Source organism: Paenibacillus pseudetheri (assembly GCF_924513355.1).
In the GTDB taxonomy this organism is placed as follows: Bacteria; Bacillota; Bacilli; order Paenibacillales; family Paenibacillaceae; genus Paenibacillus_AQ; species Paenibacillus_AQ pseudetheri.
Genome location: NZ_CAKMAB010000037.1, coordinates 20394 through 46950 on the forward strand (window position 1 = coordinate 20394; position 26557 = coordinate 46950).

General features: G+C 41.6%; 26 protein-coding genes and 1 pseudogene. 9 read left to right on the top strand and 18 right to left on the bottom strand.

What is annotated here, in order from left to right:
* Window positions 1-57 precede the first annotated feature (57 nt).
* From L1028_RS24265 to L1028_RS24275, 3 genes are all read right to left on the bottom strand, one after another.
* Entirely contained in the window at window positions 58-1293 is a 1236-nt protein-coding gene (locus L1028_RS24265) for an MFS transporter (protein WP_234540455.1), read from the bottom strand.
* Between the two features lie 154 nt (window positions 1294-1447).
* Complete coding sequence (locus L1028_RS24270) at window positions 1448-1921, bottom strand: MarR family transcriptional regulator (RefSeq protein ID WP_234540457.1); 474 nt, start codon at window positions 1919-1921, stop codon at window positions 1448-1450.
* A gap of 200 nt (window positions 1922-2121) precedes the next feature.
* Complete coding sequence (locus L1028_RS24275) at window positions 2122-2769, bottom strand: FusB/FusC family EF-G-binding protein (protein WP_234540458.1); 648 nt, start codon at window positions 2767-2769, stop codon at window positions 2122-2124.
* Between the two features lie 312 nt (window positions 2770-3081).
* Here L1028_RS24275 and L1028_RS24280 point away from each other — a divergent pair, with 312 nt between their 5' ends.
* From L1028_RS24280 to L1028_RS24290, 3 genes are all read left to right on the top strand, one after another.
* Complete coding sequence (locus L1028_RS24280; RefSeq protein ID WP_234540460.1) at window positions 3082-3246, top strand: hypothetical protein; 165 nt, start codon at window positions 3082-3084, stop codon at window positions 3244-3246.
* Between the two features lie 48 nt (window positions 3247-3294).
* A complete protein-coding gene (locus L1028_RS24285) occupies window positions 3295-3660 on the top strand; it encodes a MurR/RpiR family transcriptional regulator (protein WP_234540463.1) in 366 nt (121 codons plus the stop codon).
* 217 nt (window positions 3661-3877) lie between these two features.
* Complete coding sequence (locus tag L1028_RS24290) at window positions 3878-4552, top strand: SOS response-associated peptidase (RefSeq protein WP_234540464.1); 675 nt, start codon at window positions 3878-3880, stop codon at window positions 4550-4552.
* Between the two features lie 265 nt (window positions 4553-4817).
* Here L1028_RS24290 and aroC read toward each other — a convergent pair whose 3' ends face one another.
* Together aroC and aroA are read right to left on the bottom strand one after the other, a co-directional pair.
* Window positions 4818-5873 carry a chorismate synthase gene (gene aroC / locus L1028_RS24295; RefSeq protein ID WP_234540467.1) on the bottom strand — a complete coding sequence of 352 codons (1056 nt, stop codon included), beginning with the start codon at window positions 5871-5873 and terminating at the stop codon, window positions 4818-4820.
* Window positions 5874-5891: 18 nt separating this feature from the next.
* Window positions 5892-7238 carry a 3-phosphoshikimate 1-carboxyvinyltransferase gene (gene aroA / locus L1028_RS24300; RefSeq protein ID WP_234540469.1) on the bottom strand — a complete coding sequence of 449 codons (1347 nt, stop codon included), beginning with the start codon at window positions 7236-7238 and terminating at the stop codon, window positions 5892-5894.
* 105 nt (window positions 7239-7343) lie between these two features.
* On the opposite strand from aroA, the gene L1028_RS24305 reads away from it, so the two are divergent.
* The gene (locus tag L1028_RS24305; RefSeq protein WP_234540471.1) at window positions 7344-8240 is read left to right on the top strand and encodes a LysR family transcriptional regulator; all 897 of its coding nucleotides are present in this window, start codon (window positions 7344-7346) and stop codon (window positions 8238-8240) included.
* A gap of 42 nt (window positions 8241-8282) precedes the next feature.
* Here L1028_RS24305 and L1028_RS24310 read toward each other — a convergent pair whose 3' ends face one another.
* Complete coding sequence (locus L1028_RS24310) at window positions 8283-8543, bottom strand: helix-turn-helix domain-containing protein (protein WP_234540473.1); 261 nt, start codon at window positions 8541-8543, stop codon at window positions 8283-8285.
* 15 nt (window positions 8544-8558) lie between these two features.
* Entirely contained in the window at window positions 8559-9551 is a 993-nt protein-coding gene (locus L1028_RS24315) for a hypothetical protein (protein WP_234540475.1), read from the bottom strand.
* Window positions 9552-9938: 387 nt separating this feature from the next.
* Between L1028_RS24315 and L1028_RS24320 the strand changes: the two genes are divergently transcribed.
* Entirely contained in the window at window positions 9939-10658 is a 720-nt protein-coding gene (locus tag L1028_RS24320) for a class I SAM-dependent methyltransferase (protein WP_234540478.1), read from the top strand.
* 83 nt (window positions 10659-10741) lie between these two features.
* Here the strand turns inward: L1028_RS24320 and L1028_RS24325 are convergent, their stop codons facing one another.
* Entirely contained in the window at window positions 10742-10840 is a 99-nt protein-coding gene (locus tag L1028_RS24325) for a sporulation protein YjcZ (RefSeq protein WP_082651031.1), read from the bottom strand.
* Window positions 10841-11174: 334 nt separating this feature from the next.
* Here L1028_RS24325 and L1028_RS24330 point away from each other — a divergent pair, with 334 nt between their 5' ends.
* Both L1028_RS24330 and L1028_RS24335 read left to right on the top strand, forming a co-directional pair.
* The gene (locus L1028_RS24330) at window positions 11175-12296 is read left to right on the top strand and encodes a C45 family autoproteolytic acyltransferase/hydrolase (protein WP_234540481.1); all 1122 of its coding nucleotides are present in this window, start codon (window positions 11175-11177) and stop codon (window positions 12294-12296) included.
* Window positions 12297-12314: 18 nt separating this feature from the next.
* The gene (locus L1028_RS24335) at window positions 12315-13190 is read left to right on the top strand and encodes an AraC family transcriptional regulator (RefSeq protein WP_234540483.1); all 876 of its coding nucleotides are present in this window, start codon (window positions 12315-12317) and stop codon (window positions 13188-13190) included.
* Window positions 13191-13384: 194 nt separating this feature from the next.
* Here the strand turns inward: L1028_RS24335 and sigJ are convergent, their stop codons facing one another.
* The 7 genes and pseudogenes from sigJ to L1028_RS24370 all read right to left on the bottom strand — a co-directional run bounded on the left by sigJ (window position 13385) and on the right by L1028_RS24370 (window position 19853).
* Complete coding sequence (sigJ, locus tag L1028_RS24340; RefSeq protein WP_234540485.1) at window positions 13385-14248, bottom strand: RNA polymerase sigma factor SigJ; 864 nt, start codon at window positions 14246-14248, stop codon at window positions 13385-13387.
* 39 nt (window positions 14249-14287) lie between these two features.
* Window positions 14288-15472, bottom strand: a complete 1185-nt coding sequence (locus tag L1028_RS24345; protein ID WP_234540488.1) for an NAD(P)/FAD-dependent oxidoreductase — start codon at window positions 15470-15472, stop codon at window positions 14288-14290.
* Between the two features lie 179 nt (window positions 15473-15651).
* A complete protein-coding gene (locus L1028_RS24350) occupies window positions 15652-16596 on the bottom strand; it encodes a serine hydrolase domain-containing protein (RefSeq protein ID WP_234540490.1) in 945 nt (314 codons plus the stop codon).
* 300 nt (window positions 16597-16896) lie between these two features.
* Window positions 16897-17115 (bottom strand): annotated as a pseudogene (locus L1028_RS24355) (ATP-binding cassette domain-containing protein); the annotation flags it as partial.
* Between the two features lie 46 nt (window positions 17116-17161).
* Entirely contained in the window at window positions 17162-18313 is a 1152-nt protein-coding gene (locus L1028_RS24360; protein WP_423803085.1) for an amidohydrolase, read from the bottom strand.
* Window positions 18314-18342: 29 nt separating this feature from the next.
* Window positions 18343-19014 carry a GntR family transcriptional regulator gene (locus tag L1028_RS24365; RefSeq protein WP_042189543.1) on the bottom strand — a complete coding sequence of 224 codons (672 nt, stop codon included), beginning with the start codon at window positions 19012-19014 and terminating at the stop codon, window positions 18343-18345.
* Between the two features lie 353 nt (window positions 19015-19367).
* Entirely contained in the window at window positions 19368-19853 is a 486-nt protein-coding gene (locus L1028_RS24370; RefSeq protein ID WP_234540494.1) for a DUF2199 domain-containing protein, read from the bottom strand.
* Between the two features lie 354 nt (window positions 19854-20207).
* Between L1028_RS24370 and L1028_RS24375 the strand changes: the two genes are divergently transcribed.
* Window positions 20208-21047, top strand: coding sequence for a YitT family protein (locus L1028_RS24375; protein ID WP_423803082.1), 840 nt, complete (start codon window positions 20208-20210; stop codon window positions 21045-21047).
* A 140-nt stretch (window positions 21048-21187) separates the two neighbouring features.
* Here L1028_RS24375 and L1028_RS24380 read toward each other — a convergent pair whose 3' ends face one another.
* From L1028_RS24380 to L1028_RS24390, 3 genes are all read right to left on the bottom strand, one after another.
* On the bottom strand, window positions 21188-22540 hold the full coding sequence (locus L1028_RS24380; RefSeq protein WP_234540495.1) for a sodium-dependent transporter: 1353 nt from the start codon (window positions 22538-22540) through the stop codon (window positions 21188-21190).
* Between the two features lie 209 nt (window positions 22541-22749).
* Window positions 22750-23622: a carbohydrate ABC transporter permease gene (locus L1028_RS24385; RefSeq protein WP_234540496.1), complete on the bottom strand. Its 873-nt coding sequence runs from the start codon at window positions 23620-23622 to the stop codon at window positions 22750-22752.
* A gap of 15 nt (window positions 23623-23637) precedes the next feature.
* Window positions 23638-24588 (bottom strand): ABC transporter permease, encoded by a 951-nt coding sequence (locus L1028_RS24390; RefSeq protein ID WP_234540505.1) that lies wholly within the window; start codon window positions 24586-24588, stop codon window positions 23638-23640.
* Between the two features lie 155 nt (window positions 24589-24743).
* Here L1028_RS24390 and L1028_RS24395 point away from each other — a divergent pair, with 155 nt between their 5' ends.
* The gene (locus L1028_RS24395; protein WP_234540497.1) at window positions 24744-26555 is read left to right on the top strand and encodes a sensor histidine kinase; all 1812 of its coding nucleotides are present in this window, start codon (window positions 24744-24746) and stop codon (window positions 26553-26555) included.
* Window positions 26556-26557 lie beyond the last annotated feature (2 nt).

Below are 26557 nucleotides of genomic sequence, written 5' to 3' on the forward strand. Positions count from 1 at the left end.
AGAACTTGTTCCTGAGTTCTGAAACCCTATTTTTATATGTTCTTAAACGAAGGCAGTTTACATGTTTACATCCGGACGCTTATTCAAAACAAGTATGGCCGCTGTTATAAGGATCATCCCCATAAATGCGGGTGCGGCATGGCCTAATGATACATAAATCTGACCTCCAATAATAGGACCAATCATTCTAGCTAAAGCCTGAATAGATTGGCTGCCTCCTTGAATCCTACCTTGTTCACTAGAATCGACAGACTTGGAAAGCATCCCATTGAATGAAGGTCCAAAGATCGAATCCCCAAAGCCAAATATAAACATTCCAGCGATAAAAAGAGGATAGAATGAGAACAAAGCAGATAACGCAATAAAACTGTAACCGATAATTTCCGAAGCCATTCCAAGAATTGCTATACGTTTATCACTAAGTTTCTTTAAAAGCTTTGGCATGATCAAACCTTGTGAAATGATGTCTTGGAGACCCATAATCGAAAACATAAGTCCGATTAGTGCAGGCTTCCAGCTGAAAGTATCCATCGTAAATTGAGAAAATACTGCCTGTAAAGATCCGTTAGGAATCCAGAGTAAAAACGCTGAGACTAGCAGCCTATTTAAGTTTTTCATGGAAAGTAAGTTTGCAAGCTGTGAAAATGGATTCAGTCTTACAAAGGTAATCTCCTTCAGTCTATTCTTCTTGGCAAGGCTCTCTGGCATAAAAAAGAATCCATAAACAACATTCAATAAAGTTATGATTGCTCCAAAATACAAGGGAACAGAATAACCAAACCTAGCAAGTAATCCGCCTATCGTTGGGCCAATGACGGTGCCTACACCTACAACCGCACTCACCCATCCGAAGTATTTGGTCCTCTGCTGCGAAGGAATGATGTCTGCAAAATATGCAAAGATCGTGCTTATGCTCCCGCCTGTTATACCTTCGATTATACGTCCAGCAAATAGTACCCATAGAGCCCCTCCTATGCCAAAAACCAAGTACCCGATAGCGGAACCCAACAGGCATATTAAGAGTAATGGACGCCGGCCATATTTGTCGCTCAAAGCTCCAAGTATGGGGGCTGCAAAAAATACACAGACTGCATAAACCGAGGTAAGCATCGTAACAACTATTGCTTGTTCTCCCGAACTGCTTGTATAAGGCTGCACTAAGAATGGGACGACAGGCATTATGATACTAAAGCCTATTCCGCAAAGAAACACTGAGATAAGACCGAATATTAATGCGTGTTTATCCACGAATTGTCCTGAGTTCTGTTCATTGTGTGATTTAAATTTGGACAATTATGTTGACTCCTTAAGGTTAAAATTTGATTCCTAGGAAACATGTTTATCGTACGATTATTTTGTTTCCTTGTCAACAAAAAAATAACAATGAAAATGCAGCCGTTCTCCATAGAGCCCGACTGCATGTGGTTTCATTTTCATTATTCAAATTTTATTCCGATTTAATATCTTTACCCTGTTTCTTTATTTCCGCATCCAAATGACTACTATACTTTTCCACGAAACTAAGCATACTATCAAATTGTTCCTCAGTTATCTGCGCAAAGACGGCTTTATCCCGATCTTGAAACTCTTTGTGAAGGTTCTCATGGATTTTATAAATTACTTTTCCTTGCTCAGTAAGCCTAAAATAGATTTCTTTTCTGTTATCCGACTTCTGGTAGCTTTCGATCAGGCCTTTTTCTATGAGTTTCTTAGTTAATTTACTTATAGCACCGCGAGTCATAAAAAAGGACTCCGCAAGTTTTGTAACGTTGGAATCTACATTTTTTTCAATGTATTCAATACAATGTACTTCGGAAGATGTATAACCCTTAAGACTGGCTTCCATCTTATCTTTGTTAAGCCAAACCATCTTATTATATAGGTCCCTGACACCCGTTAGGATCTGATCTTCTTTGTTCATGACCTGTCCTCCCACCCACTCTTGCAATAACAATAGTATATCACATTATTTTTTGATTCTATTTCAACAATATTTAAATAATTAATTCAGGATTTGAGCGAACAGCAAATAGGGTTTCGAAACGGAAATCATTCGTTTCAAAACCCTATTGGTCTATAGTCTGAAGCTACCTACAAAAGCAGCCTTTGCTAATCCTAACATTATGCACGAGTGGAGAGAATGAATCTCTCTAGCGCTGCTGTATCCGTAATCCTATGATTACATTCTTGGCTCTCTATGCAAATATATTGGCCAATGGAGGAATAATCATCCGGCGAAGATTTTGCAAGCCTGGTCTTAACCGTAAAGAAGGCAAGCTGTTGCTGCCGATTACAGAACAGGCAATACCCATTCTTGTTCATTGGTGTCACTCTACCCTCAATACCGATAAACTGCCCTTCAAACGGATATACAATAAATAATTTATTGGTAGCAATATCTATCCAGCTCAAATATGTCATATATCGAAAGTCGATCGCTGATAAATCAGGTACCTTCAGCTTCTTATTCTTAGGGAACAGCTTCTGAATCTGTTTCGGTGTAATCTGTGGAAAAGGTTCTAAATAAGGCTCTAATCCACTAAGATACTTCTGAAAATCGTATGCAGTCTCAAAGGCAGATATTTGTTGCAGCAACTGCTGTTGATTCTCACCGAGTGTTGGGAATGCTTCGATAACATTCAACGATGAACGATATCTTACTGTCTCCAAGACTCTTCTATCCGCAACAGCTCGCAGTGTATTTAGAAGGAAATCCGTTTGTTTCTTAATATAATTATATTGATGGTTTCTAATAAATGGTGTATTCATTGCTCTTCAGCCCCTTATTTGTTTTGAACAATCCATAAGGTGCAAAGCCCACTATTAGAAACGATAATATTTAGTTTGGGCGATCATCCATCCTATCGCACCTCACGCAAAGTATCGCCCTAATTTAGGCTTTGCGTGAGGAACTTCTAGCTAATGGGCAAACCAGCATTAGCACAGTACCACCTCCGATTACATTCACGAAAAAAGTATAACAGGAATGTTTGGAATCGGCTAGACCATGTTGCCAACCTCTGCTTCATCTCTGGAAGGTGCTTCACCAATGAGCTGCTTCAAAAGCAACGCGTGGTCTATATGACGGATCAGGAAATGGCAGATGAACTTCTATTAAGCATCTCCTCCGTCTCGCGGTTCTGGAAAGCAGCTGGATTCAAACATGCCAAAGATTTCAAAAACCGGCTTCGTTTCCGCTGCTGGACAATTGCATACGTCATCTGCAAGAAACACGCCGCTATTTGAGCAACGAGGCGCTGCAACATGCGGTAGAAGCACTATCTACAGCTCAAATTGTCTATGTATATAGCCCCATGTGCTGGACTGGCGGAGTTGATGATTTATCGTATGGCGCGTTTTGGACTACAGATGAAAAAAATGGCCCCCAGCCGACACGAGCTGTTAGAGACCTTAATGCATGCTGATCAACAAGCTGTATTACTTGTCTTTGGATTTGTTCAACTGTTACCTGAAATCGAAGTGATTTTGGACCATGCACGTGAAGCTAATTACCAGGTGATCCTGATCACTGACAGACTTGTCTATCCTCGATCCCAAGATGCAGATATTGTACTCTATGCTGGTAGAGGTGAGGTTTGGGAGTTTCACTCCATGGTCGGTCCCACGTATATTATCGAGAATCTGATTCTTGGTAATTAGCAAATAGAGATAGTAGTCTGAACAAGCTAGACAAATTGCAGCAGCTAAGAGCGCAGTATGGAGGGAAGCTTCCGAGGAGCTAGGTTACGCCATGGAGAAACGGAGTGATCGCTAAAATAAGCGCCTACTGAAAAAAATGTGAATGAATGACCATGGAACTCATGAATAATTTACCTCCTTTTACAAACACTACGAAACAAAAGGAGGCTGATGTTTCATGTGTCAACGTTTTTCTCTGGCGGCCGAACTACAGGACATTAGGGAGCATTTTGAAATCAAACGGGTGATGTACTACTATAAAGACCGCTATAATATTAGTCCCACACAGGATATGCCGGTCGTATTACAGCAGGATGGTGAGCGAATCCTAGATGAGTTCCGCTGGGGATTCGTCCCTTATTGGGGAAAAGATGCGGTCAATGCAGATCTCCGAAATGTGCATCAGAATCCAACCTACCGCAAGATGGTGGACAAGCATCGTTGTATTATCCCGTGCAATGGATTTTATTATTGGAAAAAAGAAGGTAAGAAGACTTATCCAGTTCGGGTAGTCATGAATAATCGCAGTATGTTTGGAGTGGCTGGTCTATACGAAATTTGGCGTGATACGCGCGGAGAGCCTCTTCGCACCTGCTCTTTGGTTATGACAGAAGCTAACCCACTAATTAGTGAATTTGAGAGCCGGATGCCGGCTATTTTGTCCCCAGAGGATATCACTCGATGGCTAGATGAGGAGACAAATGATCTGGAAGCACTGAATCCGATTCTCCGGCCTTATTCAGCAGATGAAATGCAGGTGTACCCGGTTACACCAATGATTAACGACAACAGGAACGACTCGGCCGATTGTATTCGGGAAATGGATCTGAAGGGCTCCTGGGTAAAACCTTGAGATAATAGAAGAATTGGACTAAGCACCCTTAAAAATAAGCAGCGGTACTAGGGCTGGCGACTAAAGCCTTAGTACCGCTGCTTTTTATTATTAACGGTTGAATGCCGAAAAAAATAGCTTTTCAAAAACACCATCCACCCATTCTTCGTCATCCCATAACTTAAGGATTATTAAACTTTCTCCTTTTGTAAAACTAAAGATTTATGCGTGAACAGTAAAAAGCCCATTAGCGCAATATGCGTTAATGGGTCATCCCGCTCTTGATTTATCCAAGCATTGCGGCTTGGCGTTTGTACTGATCCTCCAGCACTAAACAGGCCATAGCCTCTACAACAGGGACGATTCTCGGACAAATACATGGATCATGTCTGCCTTCGGTGCGTATCTCTTGTTCTTCCCCTTTGATGTTAGTCGTTTGCTGTGGCACAGAGATGGACGAAGTAGGCTTTACACTGATCCGAAATACGATTTCTTGTCCTGTGCTAATCCCCCCGATGATTCCTCCGGAATGATTAGTAAGAAAACCATCGCTATTCATCGCGTCATTATGCTCACTCCCCAGCATCGTTGCCGCTTCGAAGCCAGCTCCAAATTCTATCCCTTTAACAGCGCCAATGGACAGCATAGCTTTCGCCAGTTCTGCATCCAATTTATCAAACACCGGTTCTCCAAGACCCGGAATCACGCCACGAATACGGCATTCCACAATGCCACCACAGCTATCCCCAATCTCGGCTAACCCCTCAATTTTTTTAATCATTTTGTCAGCTGCAATTGGATCACAGGCGCGGACAGCATTTTGTTCAATCACACCCTCATCGAAGGATTCACACTTTATGCCTCCGATTTCTTGTGTGTATGCTACTACCTGTACACCTCTTCTCTCTAACAACTTACGGGCTATCGCACCTCCAGCCACTCTTGCCGCAGTTTCTCTACCTGAAGCACGTCCACTACCACGATGATCCCGAATACCGTATTTCTCTAAATAAGTAAAATCGGCATGCCCCGGCCGAAAAGCGTCCTGGATCTCGCTGTACGCTTCTGGTCTCATATCGTGGTTTTGAAGAACTACAAAGAGCGGAGTTCCTGTTGTTTTCCCCTCAAATATTCCTGATTCTATGTGGACAACATCATATTCTTTACGAGGTGTAGTCACTGAAGATTGGCCCGGCTTTCTCCGATCCATCTGTTTCTGTATATACGCTTCGTTAATCTCGACGCCAGGTGTTACACCATCCACAATGACCCCTACCGAAACACCATGGGACTCACCGAAGGTTGTAATTTTGAACACTTCACCGAATGTATTTCCTGCCATTATATATGCACTCCTTATTTAGTATTGGACCTGTACGCCTAACGCTGACAAACGGTCAAAATAATCTGGACAGGTCTTGGAGACACAACCAGGGTCGATAATCTGAATATTCTCAATCTTCAAGCCGATTAAAGAAAGCGCCATAGCTATGCGATGATCGTCATGGGAGTCTAACAAGGTAGGGATCGGCTGACCCGGATATACCTTTAGACCATCCTCAAACTCTTCTACATGTATTCCGAGCTTACTTATTTCTTCACATATCGCGGATATCCGATCACATTCATGATGTCTGATATGTGCGGCATCCTTTAGAGTGATTGGACCATCTGCAAAAATAGCCATAGCAGCCATTGTTAGTGTTTGATCCGACCACTTCTTCATACTCACTGTGAATCCACCCTTCATCCGTGGGACACCTTGCACTTCAACAAAGTTCTCCCCGCGAAGAACGGTACAGCCCATTAACTCCAGAACGTCTAAGAACTCGATATCAGGTTGACTTGTATTGCTAGCATTAATCCCTACAATTCGTACACGGCCTGCCGTAAGCGCAGCTACCGCCCAAAAGTAACAGCATGTGGATACATCAGGCTCTAAAGTGATCGCTTGTCCCTGATACTTTCCTGTAGGAACCGTTATCGATTGACCGCCCTGAGACGCTTCTGGTGTTACACTAAAAGAGGACATCATGGCAAGGGTCATCTCGACATAATCTCTTTGCACAACTTCTCCATCAATATACACGGTTACCGGTTCTTTGGCATACGGTGCGGCTAGCAGTAATCCACTAATAAATTGACTTGAAGTGGAGCCAGGCAGCGTTGCCTTTCCTCCTTGCAGGCCATTTGCCTCTAATGTAAAAGGTAAACAACGCTCGGCTTGTTTATACTCAAATTGTGCACCAAGGGTCGTTATTGCGTCGAGTAATGGAGCAAGTGGCCGCTCGCAGAGCCGTTTACTTCCATTCATTGTCCAAGTACCAGTCCCTGCCGCGAGTGCAGCGGGTAAGAATCTGGCAACCGTACCTGCCGCTCCTACATATAGCTCCCCAGTCGAATTCGGCCAGTTGCCGCCACATCCATCCACAACAGCTGTCTCTTCTTCTATCACAACGGGAATCCCCAGTTTCTTTAATGATTCAATGCACCAGTAAGAGTCATCACTTCTTAATATTCCTTTTATTTCTGAACGTCCTTCAGCTAAAGCAGCAATCACCAAGGCCCGATTCGTCAGACTTTTGCTTCCTGATATGGTTATCGTCCCATTGATTACCGCTTTAGCTGGGCTAATCTTCACTATGTGTTTATCGCTATTCGTTGACCATGGAGAACGTGCTTCTAAGTCCGGTTGATTGGATTCCATTTCATCCACCCCTTTGAATTATTCCTCTAGCCTGATTATAATGAATGAAATGAAATAAATGAAATCGGATTTTTACTATAATGATATAGAGGTGATCTATACCACATGTTCAACTTGGAATGGTATCGTATTTTCTGGCAAACGGCACGTCATCGAAATTTAACAAAAGCTGCAGGGGAACTACATATTACACAGCCTTCTGTGAGTTATGCCATTAAACAAATGGAAGAAGCCTTAGGACTGAAGCTGTTTCACAGGCTGTCCAAAGGTGTAGAGCTTACAGAAGAAGGACGAGCACTATTTGAATATGTGGATCAATCCTTTTCCATGTTAGATTCTGCACAGAAGCATCTGGAGAGCTTGAAGCAGTTAAATGAGGGAGAAATACGAATCGGAGCCAGTGATTATCTGATCAAGCACCTTTTGTTGCCGCAGTTGAATACCTTTCATAGCACATACCCAGGTATACGAATTCGTCTCTCTCATGGGAAGACGCCAGACATCACTAAGCGTTTAAAAGATGGTGAGATCGACTGCGCCTTTGTCCATATGCCTCTTCACGATCCGCCGCTAAATATACAGACGCTGGTTGTATTAGAGGATTGTTTTGTAGTAGGTGAAGCCTATCAAGAATTAGCGAGTCGTTCACTAACCATGAGAGAAGTATCAGAGCTGCCTTTAATCCTATTTTCTCAAGGGAGCAGCACTAGAGTATTTGTTGAGCAATGGTTTGCGGCTAAGGGATTATCGGTAACACCAGATATTGAATTGGGGAGTATAGAACTGCTGGCAGAGTTCGCCAGATTAGGGTATGGGGCAGCTTTTGTCAGCCGTTCTTTCGTGCAAGAGGATCTTCACAGTGGAAAGCTTTATGAGTTGAAGTTAGACGATCCGCTGTTACCTCGCAGTATAGGCTTTGCAGTACGACGGGATCGAAAGCTGTCTGTTGCGGCTGAGCAATTTGTTCAGATGATTGGTGCACGGCTATCAGAGGGTTTATAATTCTTTGACTAAAAAAAGCAAAAACACCGGGAATCCCGATGTTTAATTCATTCCTAAAGCTTCTTTCATTTGTGGGATAGATAAACCGTTTGTTTTCATCTCTTTGATCCAAAGAATGCGTGCGACGGTTTCCTCTCTTTTATATCTGCGTGTTAAATTCTCCTCGGCCTGTTCAAAGGGAAGCATACCTTCTTCTGTGTAATGTTTGAGTGTACTATAACGAGAATTTGTGATTCTTACCAATTCACCTATAGATACATACTCTGAAGCCAAAATATTCTCCATGGAACGTTGTCTAGACATTGATAACCAACTCCTTTACAGCGGGCGCTTCGGAACAAGACGCACACCTTGAATTGGCACTTTCATCATTACAAAATGCGGGATTGCATCGTATAACAAATTATCAATTTTAAGGGTCGCAATTGATCCTCTCTCCATCACCTTAACTTCATGTCCATAGGACACTAATCTTGTAATAACTGCGTCTAGTCTTTGATTAGAATTATCAAACCAAGACTCTGTTTCTATAAAGACAGCTCGTGATCGCTCTAGGGCAGGGAATAAAAGATTGATACTACTACCGATAAAAGTCTTCGCAAACTTTGTCTTCAATTCTAAAAAGCGTTTGATGCCCAACTCAATTCCATGGCGAATTTGTATTGGAAACAATGCCTTTGCCCATAAATTACTTTGGTATAGATCATGTAGTTTGATATTTACCTTTTCTATTTCATTCAGCGAGAAGAAGTCATGCATGCATCCACATTCACGAAGTAGCCACAGCATACAAATGACCTCATCTGTTACTGAACCCTCTTCCAAAATCTCTGCGCGAATGTTCTCTGTAATGCTTGAGTACGCCTCCATATTACTGCGATATGCTCTAACTTCAACTTCGGCAGTATCAAAATACATATCGCTCCCTAACAGACTTGGGATATCTTCAAGCAAATCCATTGCTTTAAGATAATCTGAAATCGCAGTCTCGAACTTTTTTAATTGTTTGTTAGACAGCATAGAGGCCTTTTTTATCCACCAATTAAGATCATCCTTCACTTCAGCATGTTTATGAAGCAAGGGCTGTAGAACCGTTTCTCTATAAAGTGTTGAATGAGCTTGATCAAATCCTGCCTTGGGCAAAGTTAACTTGTTCTCTGATTGCGTAAAACATCCCTCTAAGTAAAGCTCCAATATAACCGCTGCTGCCATACAGCGTAAAGACACTTTCTTGACAGTAGTCATATGAAGACTTCTCTGTGCATTAAGCGCGATCACTGAAAAACTTGGTGCTAATTTTAAATCCATCATAACCATCCACCCCTATCCATAAATTCGTATTTACTGGATGATATTTATTCCATATGGTGAGCGTTTTGATTTACTTACTACTTACTACTTATCACTTACAATACTCTACATTTACATTATTTTCAAGTGTACTTGAATAAATTAAATAAAACCCCAACTTGTAATCGGAGACTACTAAAAGAACGGACAATCATATCCTTTCGGCAAAAAAAGCCAGATCGTTAAGCAATTACGTACATTGCTCACCAATCTGGCATTAAAAACAAAAATAAACCAAAGTTTTCTTTTTATGTATGTCCTTAAGTCAGTATTATTCAACACTGCGGTACAAAGTTATTTTTTTTTCATATTATAAAATAAGAACCGCAGTGAAAGGAATTAAAACTCATGGAATATTTGAATATGCTTGCTAAATTAGGTGTTGGAAATGCTCATCCTGGAGGGTTTACTGCAACTTTAAAGCAATTTGAACAATATCCTCTACCAACTGCCTCCCGAATCCTTGAAGTTGGTTGTGGCACTGGTAGAACATCTTGTTATTTAGCTGCGCAAGGTCATGATGTAACAGGTATAGATATCCAACCAGATATGATCTCAAAAGCAAAAATACGGGCTGAAAAAGAGAATTGTTCCATTCAATTCTTAGTCGGAGACGCAAGTTCGCTTCCTTTTCCTAACGAGTCATTTGATGTGATTCTTGTTGAGTCTGTATCCATTTTCACTGATACAGAAAAGGCATTGTCGGAATATTATAGGGTTTTGCGGACTGGAGGCAAGCTTTTTGACAGAGAAATGATTCAATATAAACCTATGTCTACAGAAATTAATCAAGTGATTACTACATTTTATCATGTTGAGAATCTATGGGACTTTAATGATTGGTCAGCATTAGTTAACACTATGGGATTTTATCATTCACAGATAGATGGTCCCTTCTTGTTTCCTAAATCAAGTGAGGATCTTACAGAGCATCCAGACCATTATCAACAAATGGATGCTGATTCCTTTCTTGACCATACTATTTGGGAATTGATCAGTAAGTACAACAGTATAATGGAACGTTATTATGAATACATCGGATTTATTCTCGTTATTGGAACGAAATAAAGGATCAGCTTGCCCGTCAACATTTGCGAAGAAAGAACAATAACCTTGCAACAGTGGCTATTGTTCTTTCTGATGGCCTACTATTATACAAAGAAACAAGCAGATAATACAATTACTAATAAGATATAAAGAACCAAAATTTCTCCAGTAGATGTAAATCTGCCTCCAACTCCACAGCTCATTGCTTATCCCCTCCTTTTACTTCTTAAAATATAATATGCGCTGCTATTCTAAATGAATGGATTATAACCTAATTAACATGAGCTGACCGATTTTTATATCCCGCATCGAAAAAATTGAAAAGATTCTTAGTGAGTAGAATAAACGGCGAAATTGCAACAGTTACCCCAGTAAAGGCCCATCCGATAAGATATGATAGACCTTTGTTATATCCTCCATTAACTTCTGTTATGCGGTAAAAACAACTTATTTTGGTATTGAGCGAAAAAAACAGCACAAAATATCATGCACTGCTTCCCTTTCCACCTTAAACTGTAGAAAAAAGGAGGGAACAGGATGTTAACGATTTCCGTTCATACACTGGATTTGAAAGGAACAAGCTATGAAATTGGGTATAAGCTAGGCAATATTATATCAGAAAATACAGCACACAAGAGTGCTTACACTCGTAAACTCGAAGGCTTTGGTCTAACAGAATATAAAGACGCTGTCAAACTATTCGATGAGTGGTGCCCAGGCATTTCAGAAGAAATTGTTGGCTTTGCCGATGCATTAAAGGTTAATACCGAGCAAATCGCTTACTACGCCATGACGTATCTGCTGCCGCGATGCAGTCAGATTGCCTTGCTGCCAAATATGACAGCACAGAACAAGCCATTGTTAGCTCGCAACTATGAATTCAATCATCAGATCGAGGATTTTGTGTTAGTCAGAACCTCAGTAACAGGTAAGTATACGCACATGGGCACAAGTACAATGAGCTTTGGGAGAGACGACGGTTTTAATGAGCACGGACTTGCTGTTACAATGAGTGCTTGCGGCTTTCCTGTCGGGGCTGTGCCCTTTTTGCGTGCACCTAAAGTAAAAGGATTACATTTCTGGGCGGCCATTCGGGCGTTACTGGAAAATTGTAAAAATGTCGAAGAATCACTTTATTATTTGAAAGAGATGCCTATCGCCTGCAATGTAAATTTGATGCTGCTAGATAAAAAAGGGAATGCCGCCTTGTTTGAAACGATGAACGGCATGCAAGCAACGAAGCAAATTAGTCCAGCTTCACAAGAGCAGTTCCTCTGGGCTACCAATCATCCAGTTCTTCCACCATTAGTTCGTTATGAGCCCCAGGCTGCCATTCATTCTTTGCGGCGAGGGGAGTGGATCGCTTCCCAACTGAAAGGAGCAACAGCTATGACGAATGAACATCTAAAGGAGATGCTGTTGTCCAAATACCCGAATGGGCTGTGCAGTCATTATTATGAGGATTACTTCGGTACAACCAAAAGCATGGTGTTCTCCCCCGCAGACGGTATAATTGAGCTATGTTGGGGCGGCAGAGTGGAAAATGGCTGGCAGACTTATGATTTAAAACAAGCTATACCAGACTCCACAACAAATATCCAGATTTGTATGGAGAGAGCGGACAAAGCTATGTTCGATTATCAATCTTTGAACAGTTGACCGATGGAGGGATTCAAAATGGACTATCGACTGGCGTTAGAGCAAGCGATAATCTATATTGAAGACATGCTTGGCGAAGCGATTAAAGTAGAGGATGTTGCTCGGGCAGCAGGGTATTCCTACTATCATTTGAACCGCCAATTCACCGCTATATTAGGGGAAAGCATTGGCAGCTATATTAAGAAACGTCGACTGGCCAATGCTGCAAAAGCTTTGCTTTACACAAACAAAAGAATTATAGATGTTGCGCTAGACAACGGCTTTGAGTCCGCCGAGTCTTTTAGTCGCGCGTTTAAATTCATATATAAGGTCAGCCCGCAGGAATACCGTATCAATCGACTGGACACCTTCATTGCTTCCAAGACTAAACTGCACGCTAATTTATTGGAGCATCTAACTTGCAATGTTACCGTACATCCTACCACTGTAAAACTCCCAGAGACGAAGGTCGCCGGAATACGTGGAGAAACAACGCTCAAGGATAACAAACTAGCCGAACTGTGGCAGAAATTCAACAAAATTTCTACTCGAATTCCCCATCGTTCACTTAATGGACGAGGATTTGGCATCTGCGAGGCCTGTCATGAAAACAGCCTATACTCCATGAGTGATGAGGTGCTATTTACGGAGGTCGCTGGCATCGAAGTGGATTCTTTTGAAGGACTTCCTGCAAAATTTGTGCAAAAGGTAATTCCAGAGGGGCGTTACGCCGTATTCACTCACACTGGTACACTGCGCAAGCTTCCCCAAACGTTCCATTATATTTGGGGAACGTGGTTCCTTAACACGAAAGAGGAAATGGACGAGCGGGAGGATTTTGAGCTATACGATCAACGATATTTAGGATATGATCATCCTGATTCCAAAGTAGACCTGTACATTCCGATCAAATAAAAAATCATGACCCCCTAGAGAAGTATTGGGTGATAGCGCGGCTTAGAGCGAATTGCAAAAGCCCAAGCGTTGAACACGCCTGGGCTTCTATTTATAGGTAAATGTGGCCTTCAGACTCTACTATTTGCTTTACCACCATGCGCAACACGCATCTCCATAACTGTTCTAACGGCGATTTTTTTCAAATCCTCTTTTCATTTCAATAAATGCCTCAGCTTATCTGGGTTCCTAACAAAGTATAAGTTGCGAATCGAATTTCTTTCGACATGCATTAGCGCAACAGTTACGATGCCATCTCCTGAACGGACAACGAGTCCTGTTTGGCCATTTATATCCCTCATTTCTACATGCACGCCTCCTTCGTAATGAGGAGCCTTACGAATTAAGCCGAGAAGGAAACGGGCGACGAGATCGCGCGATTCAATAGGATGGACGGCGGCGAAGGCTTTACCCCCTCCATCTGAGACCAACACGACATCTTTGGCGAGCATGGATACAACCCTATCCACGTTACCCTGTTCGAGAGCCGCTAGGAGTCGACGGACCCACTCTTCGCTTGCAGCTTCGGGATTGACTGGTTCATCGGGGGTAATCCCCATTTTTCCTCTCGCACGGCTGAGCAGCTTGCGGCAATTCGCTTCACTTTTGCCAACGAGCTCAGCAATATTAGCATATTCAAAGCCGAGCGCCTCACGAAGCACGAACACTGCCCGTTCCGTAAGGGACAGCCTTTCAAGCAATACGAGCATAGCATAAGACAGCAGCTCGCCTTGAACAACCGATTCAAACGATTCATCATTCGGAGTAAGAAGGGGCTCAGGAAGCCATTGCCCAAAATACTGTTCCCGCCGCTTACGCGCCGAATTGAATAAATCCCGACAGCGATTAGTTACCATTTTGCACAAATATGCTTTAGGTTCAACCAATCGATCAAGCTTTACATCATACAACTTCAGGAATACGTCCTGCACAGCGTCCTCCGCATCGGAGACCGAACCAGTCAGTTGGTAGGCAAGCGTAAATAGCAGCCCTTTATAATGCTCATATAACTCTTGCATCTTAAAATTCCACCCTTTTCCACTAACCCTCTGTTTACATTATTTTAACAGACTTGCCGAATCCCATGTGAATTTCCTTATTTGCCAACCCAGCTTTCCTGTAAAAATAATATCTAACCCCCATTGATGTGTCCATACCATTCCCTGCTCCGGACCTAAGGAAAAACAAAAAAAGTCAATAAATTCCTTATGTGTGGGTGCCGGACGCCCTGCAATATCCGCCGATATAATCTTTCCAAGCCTTGCTGCTTGGGCGGTCGCTTCCTTACACGTCTTCCCGTCCACCCGTCCGCTAGCAGGGTCTACGATTCGCGCGCAGTCGCCGATACTGTATACACCCTGGGCCCCTTGAACCCGATAACTTGCATCTACGATCACGTATCCTTCCGGAGTGATCGGCAACGCGATGTTTTGCAGCATTGGGTTGGGTAACAGCCCCAGCGTCCAGACACATAGGCCAGCGGACATCGTCTCGCCGTTAGATAAGGTTAGCACTCCCTCTTTCTCCTGTAATACCTTACTTCCATGTAAGGTAGTTACTCCGCAAGCGTCAAGTGAACGTTCCAGTTTAAGCCCTACTTTTGCCGGGCCTTCTGGGAAAAGCCTCTTATTCGCGTTAAACAATTTTATCCTTACAGCACTCGGGTCAAGTCCCAATAATACCGCATCTTCACGAAAAAAATAAGCTAGTTCGGCAGATGTCTCGATGCCGCTTATGCCCGCTCCAACAACGGCAATGGTCATTAATCTCTGACGTTCTTTCGCGCTTTTTTCCTTTGCAGCTTTCTTTATATTCGCGCGCCATGTCTCTCGGATCTTCCACGCAGCGTCTAAACTCGCTAATGCCATACCTCCTTGATCAGGGTCGGGTTGCCGCACGACGCTGCCCACCGCCAAAACGAGGAAGTCATATTTTATCGAAGTCTTATTTCCTACAGCATCCTGACAAAGTAGCCTTCTTTCCCCTGATTCGATTTTCGTTACAGTAGCCTGAACGAATTCAACCCCCTCGGGAAATAACCTAGTCAGAGGGATAGTAATCTCTTCATCTCCGACCGCGGGCTTAAAAAGCAATACTTTGCGAAAGTGATAAGGGTTCTTATCGATTAAAATAAGTCGAAGTGTTCGTTTACTTGCTTGCCCCTTAAATGTTTTCCGAATCGCTTTAACTGCATTAATACCTGCATATCCTCCGCCAATAACGATGCATGTCAATTCTTTCATTGCAACCACTCCTTATTCCGTTTGCATATAAAACGAGATAAGGAGTCATTTTGTGACAACAACGATATTTCGATAACTACCGATTATCTGTACTTGAAAAAGTTATCATGTCCTACTTAGCAAACTATCAATTATATCTAATTACAATTTATCAGACGTCCCCCTAAAACCCATTCCCATCAATTCCCCATTGATTTCACAATGAACTCACGCACAAAATCCAAAGGTTTAATGGTATTATCAAGCGTGCTTGTAAAGACGACTACAGTCTGTAAACTCGGAATAACGATTATAAATTGCCCGTTTAGTCCCATCGCAAAAAACATTTTGTTATTCAAAGTAAAATCATCATGATTAGGATCTATTTTAGCAACCCACCAATGAAAAGCGTAGTGACCAATATAATCATAGGTTAATAGATAGGGCTCTGTTGACCTTCTGATCCATTCTGCAGATATAATTTCCTTTTCTTTCCAAATACCTTCCTGCAAAAACAACTGACCGAATTTGGCCATATCATAGGGAAGTAACCGAAGACCATCAGACCCATAATTAATACCATTTGCATCCTCAAACCAATGGTAATCCTTATCAATCCCTAACGGTTCAAACAAATATTTATCAGCAAATACAGAGGTTTTCATACCTGTGGCTTTCTTTAAAATGGCCGACAGTACATGAGAACAACCTGAGTTGTAGTTCATCCGTGTCCCTGGCTCATCAACTAATGGCCGATCGAATACAAACTTAACTACATCACGGGTACACATAGGGGGCATATGGTTCCATTCTCCAAACTCCGGCCAGTCTAAACCAACACTCATCGTCAGCAAATGTTCAATAGATATAGCTTTCTTACGAGAATCTTCTAGGCTGTTCATAATATCGGGAAAGTAATGCTCCATCGTCATATCAACAGAAGGGATAAATCCTTTTTCTATTGCGATCCCAATCAAAATGGATACTATACTTTTGGTACATGAATTAATCCTTTGAAGGTTATCTCTTATTTTATTACTTTTATAATATTGAAAGATTAATCTTCCTTCCTTTAGTATCAGGCAGCTCTTAACTTTCGATTTCCTCACTGCATACCCAAGGCTTTCAATCTGCGCTTGATCCACATTCAGCTTATCCGGTGTGGAATTGGGCCATGTATTTTTATTCTGCATCCTCTATGTATCCCTTCAAAATATAATTAAAAGTATGTAAAAAATAATTTTCAAGCCCTTTCGTATCATGGTTATCGTACCATAAAATGGAATTGTATCTGGTTTACAAATTGATTAAAACAAAAAAATCCCATCACCACAGGTACGTATGAAGAGCTATTCAGGTTAAATCAATGGATAGCAAAAAGACTTGCTCGAGGTATCGATACCTTCAAGCAAGTCTTTTGCCTTAAATTATAAAGATACTAATCCGTTATAGGCTCCTAAATCACGCCCAGCTACCAAAACCTGTCCTTCTGTGGGTCTTTCTAAATAATTGACTAAACGAATTAATGTACTTTTCCCCGCGCCACTATAGCCGATAACCCCAAAGATATCGCCTTTATCGACCTTTAAATCGATCCCTTTAACAGCATCAATAGTGATCCCTTTCCGAGTGAACGTTTTGGAAACCTGCTTTAGTTCAATCATATACATTCCTCTCAATCATCTTTAGGATTTAGGTCTAGGAGCTTAATTAAGCTTTGACTTGTAGCTTGACCAGCGCTTGTTCTGCCAATAAAGCGAAGTACTTCGCAGCGGGTAAAATCGCAGCCTCATCCACATCGAACCGAGGGTGATGTAAAGCATAGGCTGGGCCTGATCCTATATTTACAAAAGCACCCGGGATCTGTTGTAAATAAAAAGAGAAATCTTCTCCTCCCATTTGCGGAGGGATGTCATGTACTATATATCCGGCATCTGAAGCGACCTCTTTGGTAAAGTCAGCCCATTCGTCATGATTAATCGTTGCTGGTGGTCCTGGATACCAATGTAGCTTAGCCTCTGCCCCAGCTGCAGCAGCAATCCCTTCGATGATTCGAGTCATTTGGATTGGAATCTGGCCACGAATCTCTTCATTGTAAGTTCGCACCGTACCTTCTAATTCCACTTTTTCTGGCAAGACATTCCATGTAAAGCCCCCATTAATTCGAGTAACACTTAACACAACCGGCTCAGTGGTACTGTTTTGGCGGCTTACGATGGTTTGTAGTGCAGTAATGATTTGAGCCGCAGTTACAATGCTATCTACACCTTTTTCCGGAGTAGCTGCATGAGCGCCGACACCTTTTATCGTGATTTCAAACCGATCAACACCTGCTGTTAAAGCTCCTGTTCTTGTTCCAAAAGCTCCTGTAGGCAGGTCTGGTGAATTATGTAGACCAAATATAGCGTCTACACCCTTGAGTCCTCCTGATGCTAAGACGCTCTCCGCCCCATGCCCTGTTTCTTCTGCTGGTTGGAACAATACTCTAACCTTGCCAGGCAATTCACTTTCACGTGCCTTTAACAATAAGGCAGCTCCTAGAATCGTAGCCGTGTGAAAATCGTGCCCACAGGCATGCATTTTTCCAGGGATCTCAGAAGCAAAAGGTAATCCAGTCTGTTCCTCTATCGGAAGTGCATCAATATCACAACGAATAGCTACAACAGGTCCATTACCTTGTCCGATCTCTGCAATGAGTCCGGTTTGTAAAGGTACGTCTAGAATATGAATACTGGCATGGGTCAGCCATTCTCGTAATTTCGCAGTGGTTTTAAACTCTTCATATGCTAATTCAGGCTCTCTATGTAGGTTTCTTCGGACATCTATTAATTGATTCGCTAAAGCTTGATCAACCTCATTCAGTGTTTTCATAGGTAAAGTGCCCCCTTCCTTTATGCTTCCAACTTTTCTTCAATGCCTTTAATCCGGTCAAGTGCAGTAGCTAGACTGCTTAAAATATGATCTCGCATTGCTTTTTCAGCGCCATCTTCATTGTGGTCAGCGATCATTTGCAAGATAAGATCATGTTCTTCATCCGCCTGTGTATTCCAATCTCCATGCATGGAGACGAATCGACAATAGCGAAGGGAATGATCTCTTAATTGATTCAGAACTTTCTCGAATGTTTTTAGTTCACTGATTTCTGATAAATAATCATGAAACTCAAATCCATAGGTTACAAAATTCTGATTGTCGCCAAGCTGGAAGGAGTGTTTCATTTTTGTAATCATCGTCGTTAAATTAACAATATCGTTCTCTGTAGCATGCTTAGCTGCATTTCTTGCGATATAGCCTTCAAGCATGCTGCGAATTTGGAATATTTCTTCAACCTCTTTGAGTGTCACAGAAGCCACCCGCAGTCTTCCATTTGGCTGTCGAATGAGAAAATCCTCGTTCTCCAATCTCTGTATGGCCTCTCTTAATGGAGTACGACTAACCCCTAGTAATGCCGCCAAATTTTCTTCATGTACAGGTTGATTCGGCTCTAATTCACTATCAATAATTTTTTGTTTTAATGCATCATAGGTATTATCCTTTGACAACCTCCGTGATCGTATCGCCATATTTATGTAGCTCCTCATCGATAAACTATCGGGCAAGTGCCTCAACAATATATTTGTATAATTGTATACAATTATTAGTTTGAAATAGATTTTGACCTTTGCAACACTCCAATTAAATTGTCCAAAAATACAATCTCTTCCATACCGTTCAAGCTTTTTTATACTATATTCCAATTATTCCACCTAGTCAAGTAGGAATTAAAAATTAGAATCACTCCCTCTTTCCAGCACAAAAAAACTCCACAACTACTCGGGGAGGCCGCTGAGGAAAAGGCGAATTTCCATTCAACAATGAATGAGAATTCGCCTTCTTTGCTTCATTTTCTCTTTTTCCAATGCAATTTCCACTAAAATTAACCATGGTTTATTAGATGGGCAATTTCCTTCACTCGCTCTACAGAAATTCCTTCTCTTTGTTCAACTGCTAGTGGATGATTCGTTTGTTCTAATTCGATTAATGGAACCGCACCAACTTCTTGTGTATGTACCATTGTCTTTAGAGACAGCGTAGTTAATGGATATATTGCAAGCTCGGTCGATAACCATCCAAAATAAGGTTCCTCGTCTTCCCTACCTTCAACAAATAATAATTCATTAGATTTCAAAAAGTTCTCTGCACTCAGGGACACCCAAACACTCCAAATAAACTTTTCATTACTATCAATTATAGGTATTTCAATATGTCCCCTAATAAAGAAATGCTGTTCATCAATTACACAAAAATCTTCTGTTAATTCTGTTCTTTTCTCTTCTGGCACTGTGTAAAAGTAATGCGGTGCTTCAATTCCGTAACATAATGGAAGTTCACTCCATTCGTTATTACAGTGAGGACATTTCATGTCTCTGACTCCTTTTTATAAACTGTTCCTATCACTTATATTCTTATTATACTATTAATTAGAGGGACATGAAAAAGCATCAGGCCGCTTGACAAGTGAACAGATCTAATTCTGTAATTTTCAATCGGCCCGGTAGACATCCACGTTCTGACCGCTCCATTAAACACAAGATTGTTCTTAGCGGCCGCGTCAATTATAAGAACTTATCCATTATACAGAATCTTGCATATTCATAATACTATTAGGGATTTTCAGACTTCTATGCGTTCATAGTCTTCGAAAAAAAGAGATTGCCTAATCTCACCCATATGAGATATAGTATTTTGATTATTGCAAAATGTAAGGATGGTAACGATGATAAAAAAATTAGCTAACGATTTATTTTACTTAGTACTTGGAGCATTTCTGTTTGCCTTAGCAGTCAACGTATTCGTCATTCCCAATGAACTCGGTGAGGGTGGAGTTACTGGGGTCTCCATTATTTTTTATTATTTATTTCAATGGTCTCCCAGTCTAGTCAACTTAATAGTGAATGCTTTATTGCTGATTTTCGGCTATCGATTCCTGGATAAAAAGATGATCATATATACAATTATCGCTGTGTTGCTCAATTCCGCATTTCTGCACCTTACCCACGATTGGAATATTCATTCCAATGAATTAGTTGTGAATGCGGTATTTGGAGGCATACTAGTTGGAACAGGCATTGGGCTGATTATTCGGGTTGGCGGCAGTACTGCAGGTACAACCATTCTCGCAAAAATAGCCAACAAATATCTCCATTGGAATATTAGTTACGCCCTCTTATTTTTTGATTTGATCGTTGTGTTTTCCTCTTTCTTCATTATTGGGGCAGAGAAGCTTATGGTAACCATCATTATGCTCTATGTCGGTACAAAAGTGATGGACTTTATCATTGAAGGACTGAATCCTAAAAAAGCAGTCACTATTATCTCCATGCAGCAGGACAAAATCGCCGATCAGGTCAACTTGATCATGGACAGAGGCGTGACCGTTCTGCAAGGAAAAGGTTACTATAGTCAAGAGCCCAAAGAAGTGCTATACATTGTTATTAGCAAACAGGAAGTGCCCACACTCAAGAAAATCGTTGAAAATGCGGATAGAGATGCCTTCCTCACCATTCATGATATAAGAGATGTGTTTGGAGAAGGTTTTGTAGAGTTATCAATGTAAGGGCCGGCACATCAAAATCTACCACGACTATGGATACGGCAAGTCCTGTAACTGCCTGCCTATCAAATGAAAAATAAAGGCGAATTCTCATTCATCGTTGAATGGAAATTCGCCTTTAGCTATTTAAGCTTCTTTTAATTTTAGAAAGAAAGAATCCCCGAAGTATGAAGCAACACCAAGAACACCAAAATCGGCGCAACATACCGGAGCATAAACAACCAAACGCGGAACCAACCTGCCTTAAGCCCAGCCGCTTCAGCTGCCCCTTTCCAGAAATAACCCGCAAAGATGGTAACCAACAGACCGCCTAGTGGCAACATAATGTTAGAAGTTACAAAATCTACCCAATCGAACAACGCTTTGCCGCCAAACGATAGCTCAGGGAACATTCCCAGAGACATCGCCGAAGGAATACTGAGGAGGAAGCATACTAATGACAAAATCCAAACTGAACGTTTCCGGCTCCAATTCCAGCGCTCCATCGCGAAAGATACAGGTACCTCAAGCAGAGATACGGCAGAAGTTAAAGCGGCAATCGCCAGCAAGATAAAGAACAAACCACCAAAGAATGCACCAAATGGCATTGCTGAGAAAGCTGCTGGCAAAGCAATGAAAATTAGCGAAGGACCTTGATCAGGAGCAATGCCAAATGAGAATGTCGTCGGAAAAATAATCAATCCTGCGATAAACGCATATAACAAATCTCCCGCTCCGACTGCGAGTGCAGCAGTTCCTAGCGATTGTTTTTTATCCACATAAGAGCCGTAAGTCAGGAGAATCCCCATCCCAAGCGAAAGTGAAAAGAAGGCATGTCCCAATGCGACCAGCGCAGATTCTGCCGTCAGCACCGAAAAGTCTGGTTTTAGGAAAAAGGCTACTCCTTCATTAGCACCCGGTAAGGTTACTGCGCGAATCATCAATACAAAAAGGAGAACAACCAGACCAGGAATTAATACTTTATTAAATTTCTCAATCCCGCCTGATACTCCAAGAATAACAACACCCGCCGTTATAAGGATTGCTATCCCCTGCCAAACCATTGGCATAGGACCAGATATAAAGGAGCTGAATTCACCTGCATAATTACTGGAACTGAACAATTGTCCACTGAAGGCAATCATTGCGTAGTTCAACGTCCATCCTGCAACAATGATATAAAAGGAAAGAATTAAAAATGGTGCAAGGACTTGCAGAAATCCGACTGCCATCCAGTTCTTCCCGCCTCCGGCTCGTACAAATGCAGTAGCCGCGCTTCCACGTCCGCTACGACCGATGGCCAACTCTGCCAACAATACGGGTAAACCAATCAACACTAAACATACAATGAAGAGAAGGAAGAAAGCCGCTCCCCCATTTTCCCCAGTGATATACGGAAATTTCCACATGTTCCCCAATCCTACTGAACTCCCGATAGCTGCGAAAATAAAGCCGGCGGAAGAGAAACGCTCCTTCTTCTCTGAGAGAAGATTTTTTTCACCTTTAAATTGATTCATTCTTTTGCCCCGTTTTCTTTTTTCTTTTTTAGACCTCATTATAGCCTATGTTAGCATGATCGTCATATGAAAATTTTCTGAATATTTTTATTGTTTTCAATAATTATCCAATTTAGCCATGAAATTCATCGCAATAAAAAAAGAGCTACATGTTCTAGTCTTGGACTAGAACCGTAGCTCCTTCTTCAAACTCTTTTTCTAAAAAGAGATTATTCTTTTACAGCACCTACTACAATCCCAGTTACAAAGAAACGTTGCAGGAAAGGATAAACCAATAGAATTGGCAAAGCACTTATGAAAATCTGCGAGGCCCGGATGGTTCGTTGTGATAAATTAGCAACGGCTGCCGGATCAAGCTTAGACATATCTGCCTGAACAATAATCGTTTGCATAAACGTCGCTAGCGGAAGCTTGTCTGCATCTCTAATATAAATAATACCGTCAAAGTATGCGTTCCAGTGTCCTACCATAAGGAATAGAGAAACAGTTGCAATAACAGGTAAGGAGACCGGTAAATATATTTTTATAAAGGTCTGAAAGTGCCCTGCCCCATCAATAAAAGCTGCTTCCTCAAGATCTTTTGGTACGGTACGGAAGAAATTCAGAAGCAAAATGATGTTAAATACAGCAACTAATCCAGGAAGAATAAGCGCCATCAATGAATTCATAAGACCAAGCTTCAGAATTAGAATGTAACCCGGTATCAGACCACCGCTGAACAGCATGGTGACAACAAAATACCAAAGATAGACGTTTCTTGCACGAAAGACTCTTGTTTCCTTAGACAGCGCATAAGCTGCAACCGTATTTACCACCAGCGCAAGTCCTGTTCCGAGTACTGTCCGTTCCACAGACACCCACAAGGAGTTAAGGAAATTGACATTATTAAACGTCTTTGCATAGGCTTCAAAGGTAAAGCCAATCGGCCAGAATGTGACTAATCCAGCATTAGCAGGTGCGGATGCACTAAGAGATACCATGAGTAAGTGGTACAAAGGTAGCAGGCAGAGCACGGAAATGATAGTCAAGCATATATTATTGATTATACTGAATATTCGATATGGAATTGTTTTATGGTACATCAGTTGTCATCCTTTCTAGAAAATTCTGTACCCTGCAAATCTATAAGCAAGTCGGTAAGAGACTACAATTAAGACTAAGCTAATTACCGATTTAAATAGATTAACTGCGGTTGCGAAACTGAACTGTCCGCTTAGTAGACCTTCTCTATACACGAAGGTATCAATGATATCTCCCTGCTGATAGATCAATGGACTGTACAAGTTAAAGATCTGGTCAAAGTTTGCGTTGAGCACATTACCCAGTGCCAAGGTGGCGATTACGATAGCGATTGGGATTAACGCAGGAATTGTGATATACATCGTTTGTTTCCAACGCCCCGCCCCATCCACTTCAGCAGCTTCATAAAGTGATGGATTGATACCCGAAAGTGCCGCTAAAAAGATAATCGTATTGAAACCAAACTCTTTCCAAACATCACTAGTAATGATAGTGAACCTGAACCAGTTGCCGTCTCCTAGGAAGAAAATCGGCTTGATGCCGAATACAGATGTGAGGAATTGATTGACAATACCTGTCTGAGCAAGGATATCAATGAGAATCCCTGAAAGTGTAACCCAAGACAGAAAGTGCGGAAGATAAACGAGTGTTTGAATCGTTCTTTTAAGGCCCATTCTTCTTACCTCATTAAGCAATAAGGCGAAGATAAACGGAATAATCAAGTTCAAAACAATCTTGGAGCAAGCAAAAAATAACGTATTCCACGTAATGGACAGGAAATAATCATTCTCCCACATGTACCTGAAATGCTTAAGTCCGACCCACTCGGAATCAAAAAAACCTAGTGCAGGTTTATAGTCTTGAAATGCCATAAGAATTCCGGACATCGGAATATAAGAAAAAATAAAAACCATGATTGCCGCTGGCAACACCATAAAATGGAGAATCCATGGTTGATTAAAGCCTTTTTTTCTTTTTTTACTCGGCTGACTTTCTAGGCTCGCCTGTGGTATCGAGTTAACCTCCATATTAGCCTCCATAGCTCTCTCCTGTTCCCAAAAAAAATATTTTGTGTGTGATGGGGATCTCTGCTATAAATAGTATCAGGCGTTTCTCAGGTTTGACTATATAACATTGTTAGGCTTGATAGGGTTTTATTAGGACAACATCTGGAGGGGCATTTATGAATTTATGGAAGCGCTTTACAATACTTAGAGGAAACTTACAATCTCGATTTAGTCTGTTTGCCAAAATAAACAGCTTGATCATAATCCTATTCATTCCCATCATTATCATGTATACCTTTTCAAATAACGTCACCTTCGAGGTTGTAGGCAAAGAGTTGCAGACGTCCAATACGAAACAACTCACCTTTTTATCTAATCAGATTGATTCGCGAATTAATCAGATGATGGACTTTACCCTTATTCTTTCAAGAGATCCCAATGTCAGGGCATTCAATGGATTAAATGTTTGGGAAGATCGATATGATCAGATGCAGACAAGATATATTATCCAGGAAAAGATGGTGCTTCAAGCTGGGGTTACAGATATTTGGCCTACCAGATATGCCGTTCATTCACAGCAGAATAAAGATGTCATCGCCAATTACGACAGACCCACCGGGTATGATGAGGATTATTTAAAAGCAAATATGAGTGGAAGATGGACGTATGGTGATCATGGCGCGGAATCACAAGGCGATCTAAAATCCTTTTACTGGTTCTTAACGGATTCCTTAGCTCAGCCGGGGACGTTAACGGGAAGTAGCCTAGTTATTGAAGCCAGCTTCAGTTATACGAACATTCAGAACATGCTTGATTCGTATAAAGCAGGTGGGCAAGGCGATCCGTTCTTCTATCACAAAGGGGAGAAACCGATCCTTAACCGTAGCGCGGACAAGCAGCTATCCGACGAACTAGTTCGTTACCTGGATAATCACTCTCCGGAGAATACAACTCAGGATGTAGTGAAACTAAATGGGAAGAAATATTTGGTTAGTTCTGTGAAGTCAGCCTCTTTGGATTGGCATTTAGTAGATGTTGTCCCCCTTTATCAAATTCTCAAACCGATTTCTCTTAGTCGAGATTTATTCTATATCACAATGATTCTGCTGTTTGTTGTGGGAGTATCCTCTTCCATTCTGCTCTATAGAAATGTTCAATATCCGATTAAAAAACTAGTCAGAGGTTTACAGCGCGTACAGCAAGGAGATTACTCCGTACGGCTTCATAGCAATGAGCAAAATGAGTTCTCGTTTCTGTTCCGACGTTTCAATGATATGTCCCATCAAATTCAAGATCTGATAGAAAATGTATTTAATGAAAAGATCCGTGCTCGAGAAGCTACCCTGAAGCAGCTTCAAGCTCAAATCAATCCACATTTTCTCTATAACTGTCTTGGATATATTATCAATATGGCCCAGATGAAAGATGAGGACGCTGTCGTCTCAATGGCTTATAATCTAAGTGCTTACTATCGTTATACCACCCGTATGGAACGGGAGACGGCTTCTTTGGAGGAAGAAATCAAGCTCTTGGTCAACTATTTAGATATCCAGAAACTACGCAATGGCAGAATTGATTATCATATTGATATTCCTGAGGATATGCTTAGCCAATCTGTACCTCGCCTAATGCTCCAACCTATGGTGGAGAACTCTGTGATTCATGGAGTAGCGAAGTCCTATTCATCAGGCGAGATCAAGATTAGTGGTGAGAAGTCAAACGGTTTCTGTAGAATTTATATCGATGACGATGGTCCTGGCCTGAATCCGGATCAGCTAGAAGCATTAAACCGTAAAATGCAGGAGCCTTTGCAGGAGGAAATGGGTTGTGGTCTTTGGAATACGAATCAGCGGATCATTCACCTGTTTGGCAATCATTCAAGTCTTACCTTCAAACCATCCCCTCTCGGTGGATTCCGAACAGAAATTATCTGGGAAATCTCCACTGAGGATGATAGTTATAAATTAAAGGAACATCAAGGAGACTAACA

What these genes read in the sequence shown, in the direction of transcription:
- L1028_RS24390 (WP_234540505.1), bottom strand. Translation starts at nt 24,588, where the DNA reads ATGGAGGTTAACTCGATACCACAGGCGAGCCTAGAAAGTCAGCCGAGT.
- aroA (WP_234540469.1), bottom strand. Translation starts at nt 7,238, where the DNA reads ATGGAATCCAATCAACCGGACTTAGAAGCACGTTCTCCATGGTCAACG.
- L1028_RS24385 (WP_234540496.1), bottom strand. Translation starts at nt 23,622, where the DNA reads ATGTACCATAAAACAATTCCATATCGAATATTCAGTATAATCAATAAT.
- L1028_RS24365 (WP_042189543.1), bottom strand. Translation starts at nt 19,014, where the DNA reads ATGGCGATACGATCACGGAGGTTGTCAAAGGATAATACCTATGATGCA.
- L1028_RS24275 (WP_234540458.1), bottom strand. Translation starts at nt 2,769, where the DNA reads ATGAATACACCATTTATTAGAAACCATCAATATAATTATATTAAGAAA.
- L1028_RS24375 (WP_423803082.1), top strand. Translation starts at nt 20,208, where the DNA reads ATGATAAAAAAATTAGCTAACGATTTATTTTACTTAGTACTTGGAGCA.
- L1028_RS24280 (WP_234540460.1), top strand. Translation starts at nt 3,082, where the DNA reads ATGACGGATCAGGAAATGGCAGATGAACTTCTATTAAGCATCTCCTCC.
- L1028_RS24310 (WP_234540473.1), bottom strand. Translation starts at nt 8,543, where the DNA reads ATGTCTAGACAACGTTCCATGGAGAATATTTTGGCTTCAGAGTATGTA.
- sigJ (WP_234540485.1), bottom strand. Translation starts at nt 14,248, where the DNA reads ATGCAAGAGTTATATGAGCATTATAAAGGGCTGCTATTTACGCTTGCC.
- L1028_RS24315 (WP_234540475.1), bottom strand. Translation starts at nt 9,551, where the DNA reads ATGATGGATTTAAAATTAGCACCAAGTTTTTCAGTGATCGCGCTTAAT.
- L1028_RS24305 (WP_234540471.1), top strand. Translation starts at nt 7,344, where the DNA reads ATGTTCAACTTGGAATGGTATCGTATTTTCTGGCAAACGGCACGTCAT.
- aroC (WP_234540467.1), bottom strand. Translation starts at nt 5,873, where the DNA reads ATGGCAGGAAATACATTCGGTGAAGTGTTCAAAATTACAACCTTCGGT.
- L1028_RS24325 (WP_082651031.1), bottom strand. Translation starts at nt 10,840, where the DNA reads ATGAGCTGTGGAGTTGGAGGCAGATTTACATCTACTGGAGAAATTTTG.
- L1028_RS24330 (WP_234540481.1), top strand. Translation starts at nt 11,175, where the DNA reads ATGTTAACGATTTCCGTTCATACACTGGATTTGAAAGGAACAAGCTAT.
- L1028_RS24370 (WP_234540494.1), bottom strand. Translation starts at nt 19,853, where the DNA reads ATGAAATGTCCTCACTGTAATAACGAATGGAGTGAACTTCCATTATGT.
- L1028_RS24345 (WP_234540488.1), bottom strand. Translation starts at nt 15,472, where the DNA reads ATGAAAGAATTGACATGCATCGTTATTGGCGGAGGATATGCAGGTATT.
- L1028_RS24290 (WP_234540464.1), top strand. Translation starts at nt 3,878, where the DNA reads ATGTGTCAACGTTTTTCTCTGGCGGCCGAACTACAGGACATTAGGGAG.
- L1028_RS24380 (WP_234540495.1), bottom strand. Translation starts at nt 22,540, where the DNA reads ATGAATCAATTTAAAGGTGAAAAAAATCTTCTCTCAGAGAAGAAGGAG.
- L1028_RS24395 (WP_234540497.1), top strand. Translation starts at nt 24,744, where the DNA reads ATGAATTTATGGAAGCGCTTTACAATACTTAGAGGAAACTTACAATCT.
- L1028_RS24335 (WP_234540483.1), top strand. Translation starts at nt 12,315, where the DNA reads ATGGACTATCGACTGGCGTTAGAGCAAGCGATAATCTATATTGAAGAC.
- L1028_RS24270 (WP_234540457.1), bottom strand. Translation starts at nt 1,921, where the DNA reads ATGAACAAAGAAGATCAGATCCTAACGGGTGTCAGGGACCTATATAAT.
- L1028_RS24320 (WP_234540478.1), top strand. Translation starts at nt 9,939, where the DNA reads ATGGAATATTTGAATATGCTTGCTAAATTAGGTGTTGGAAATGCTCAT.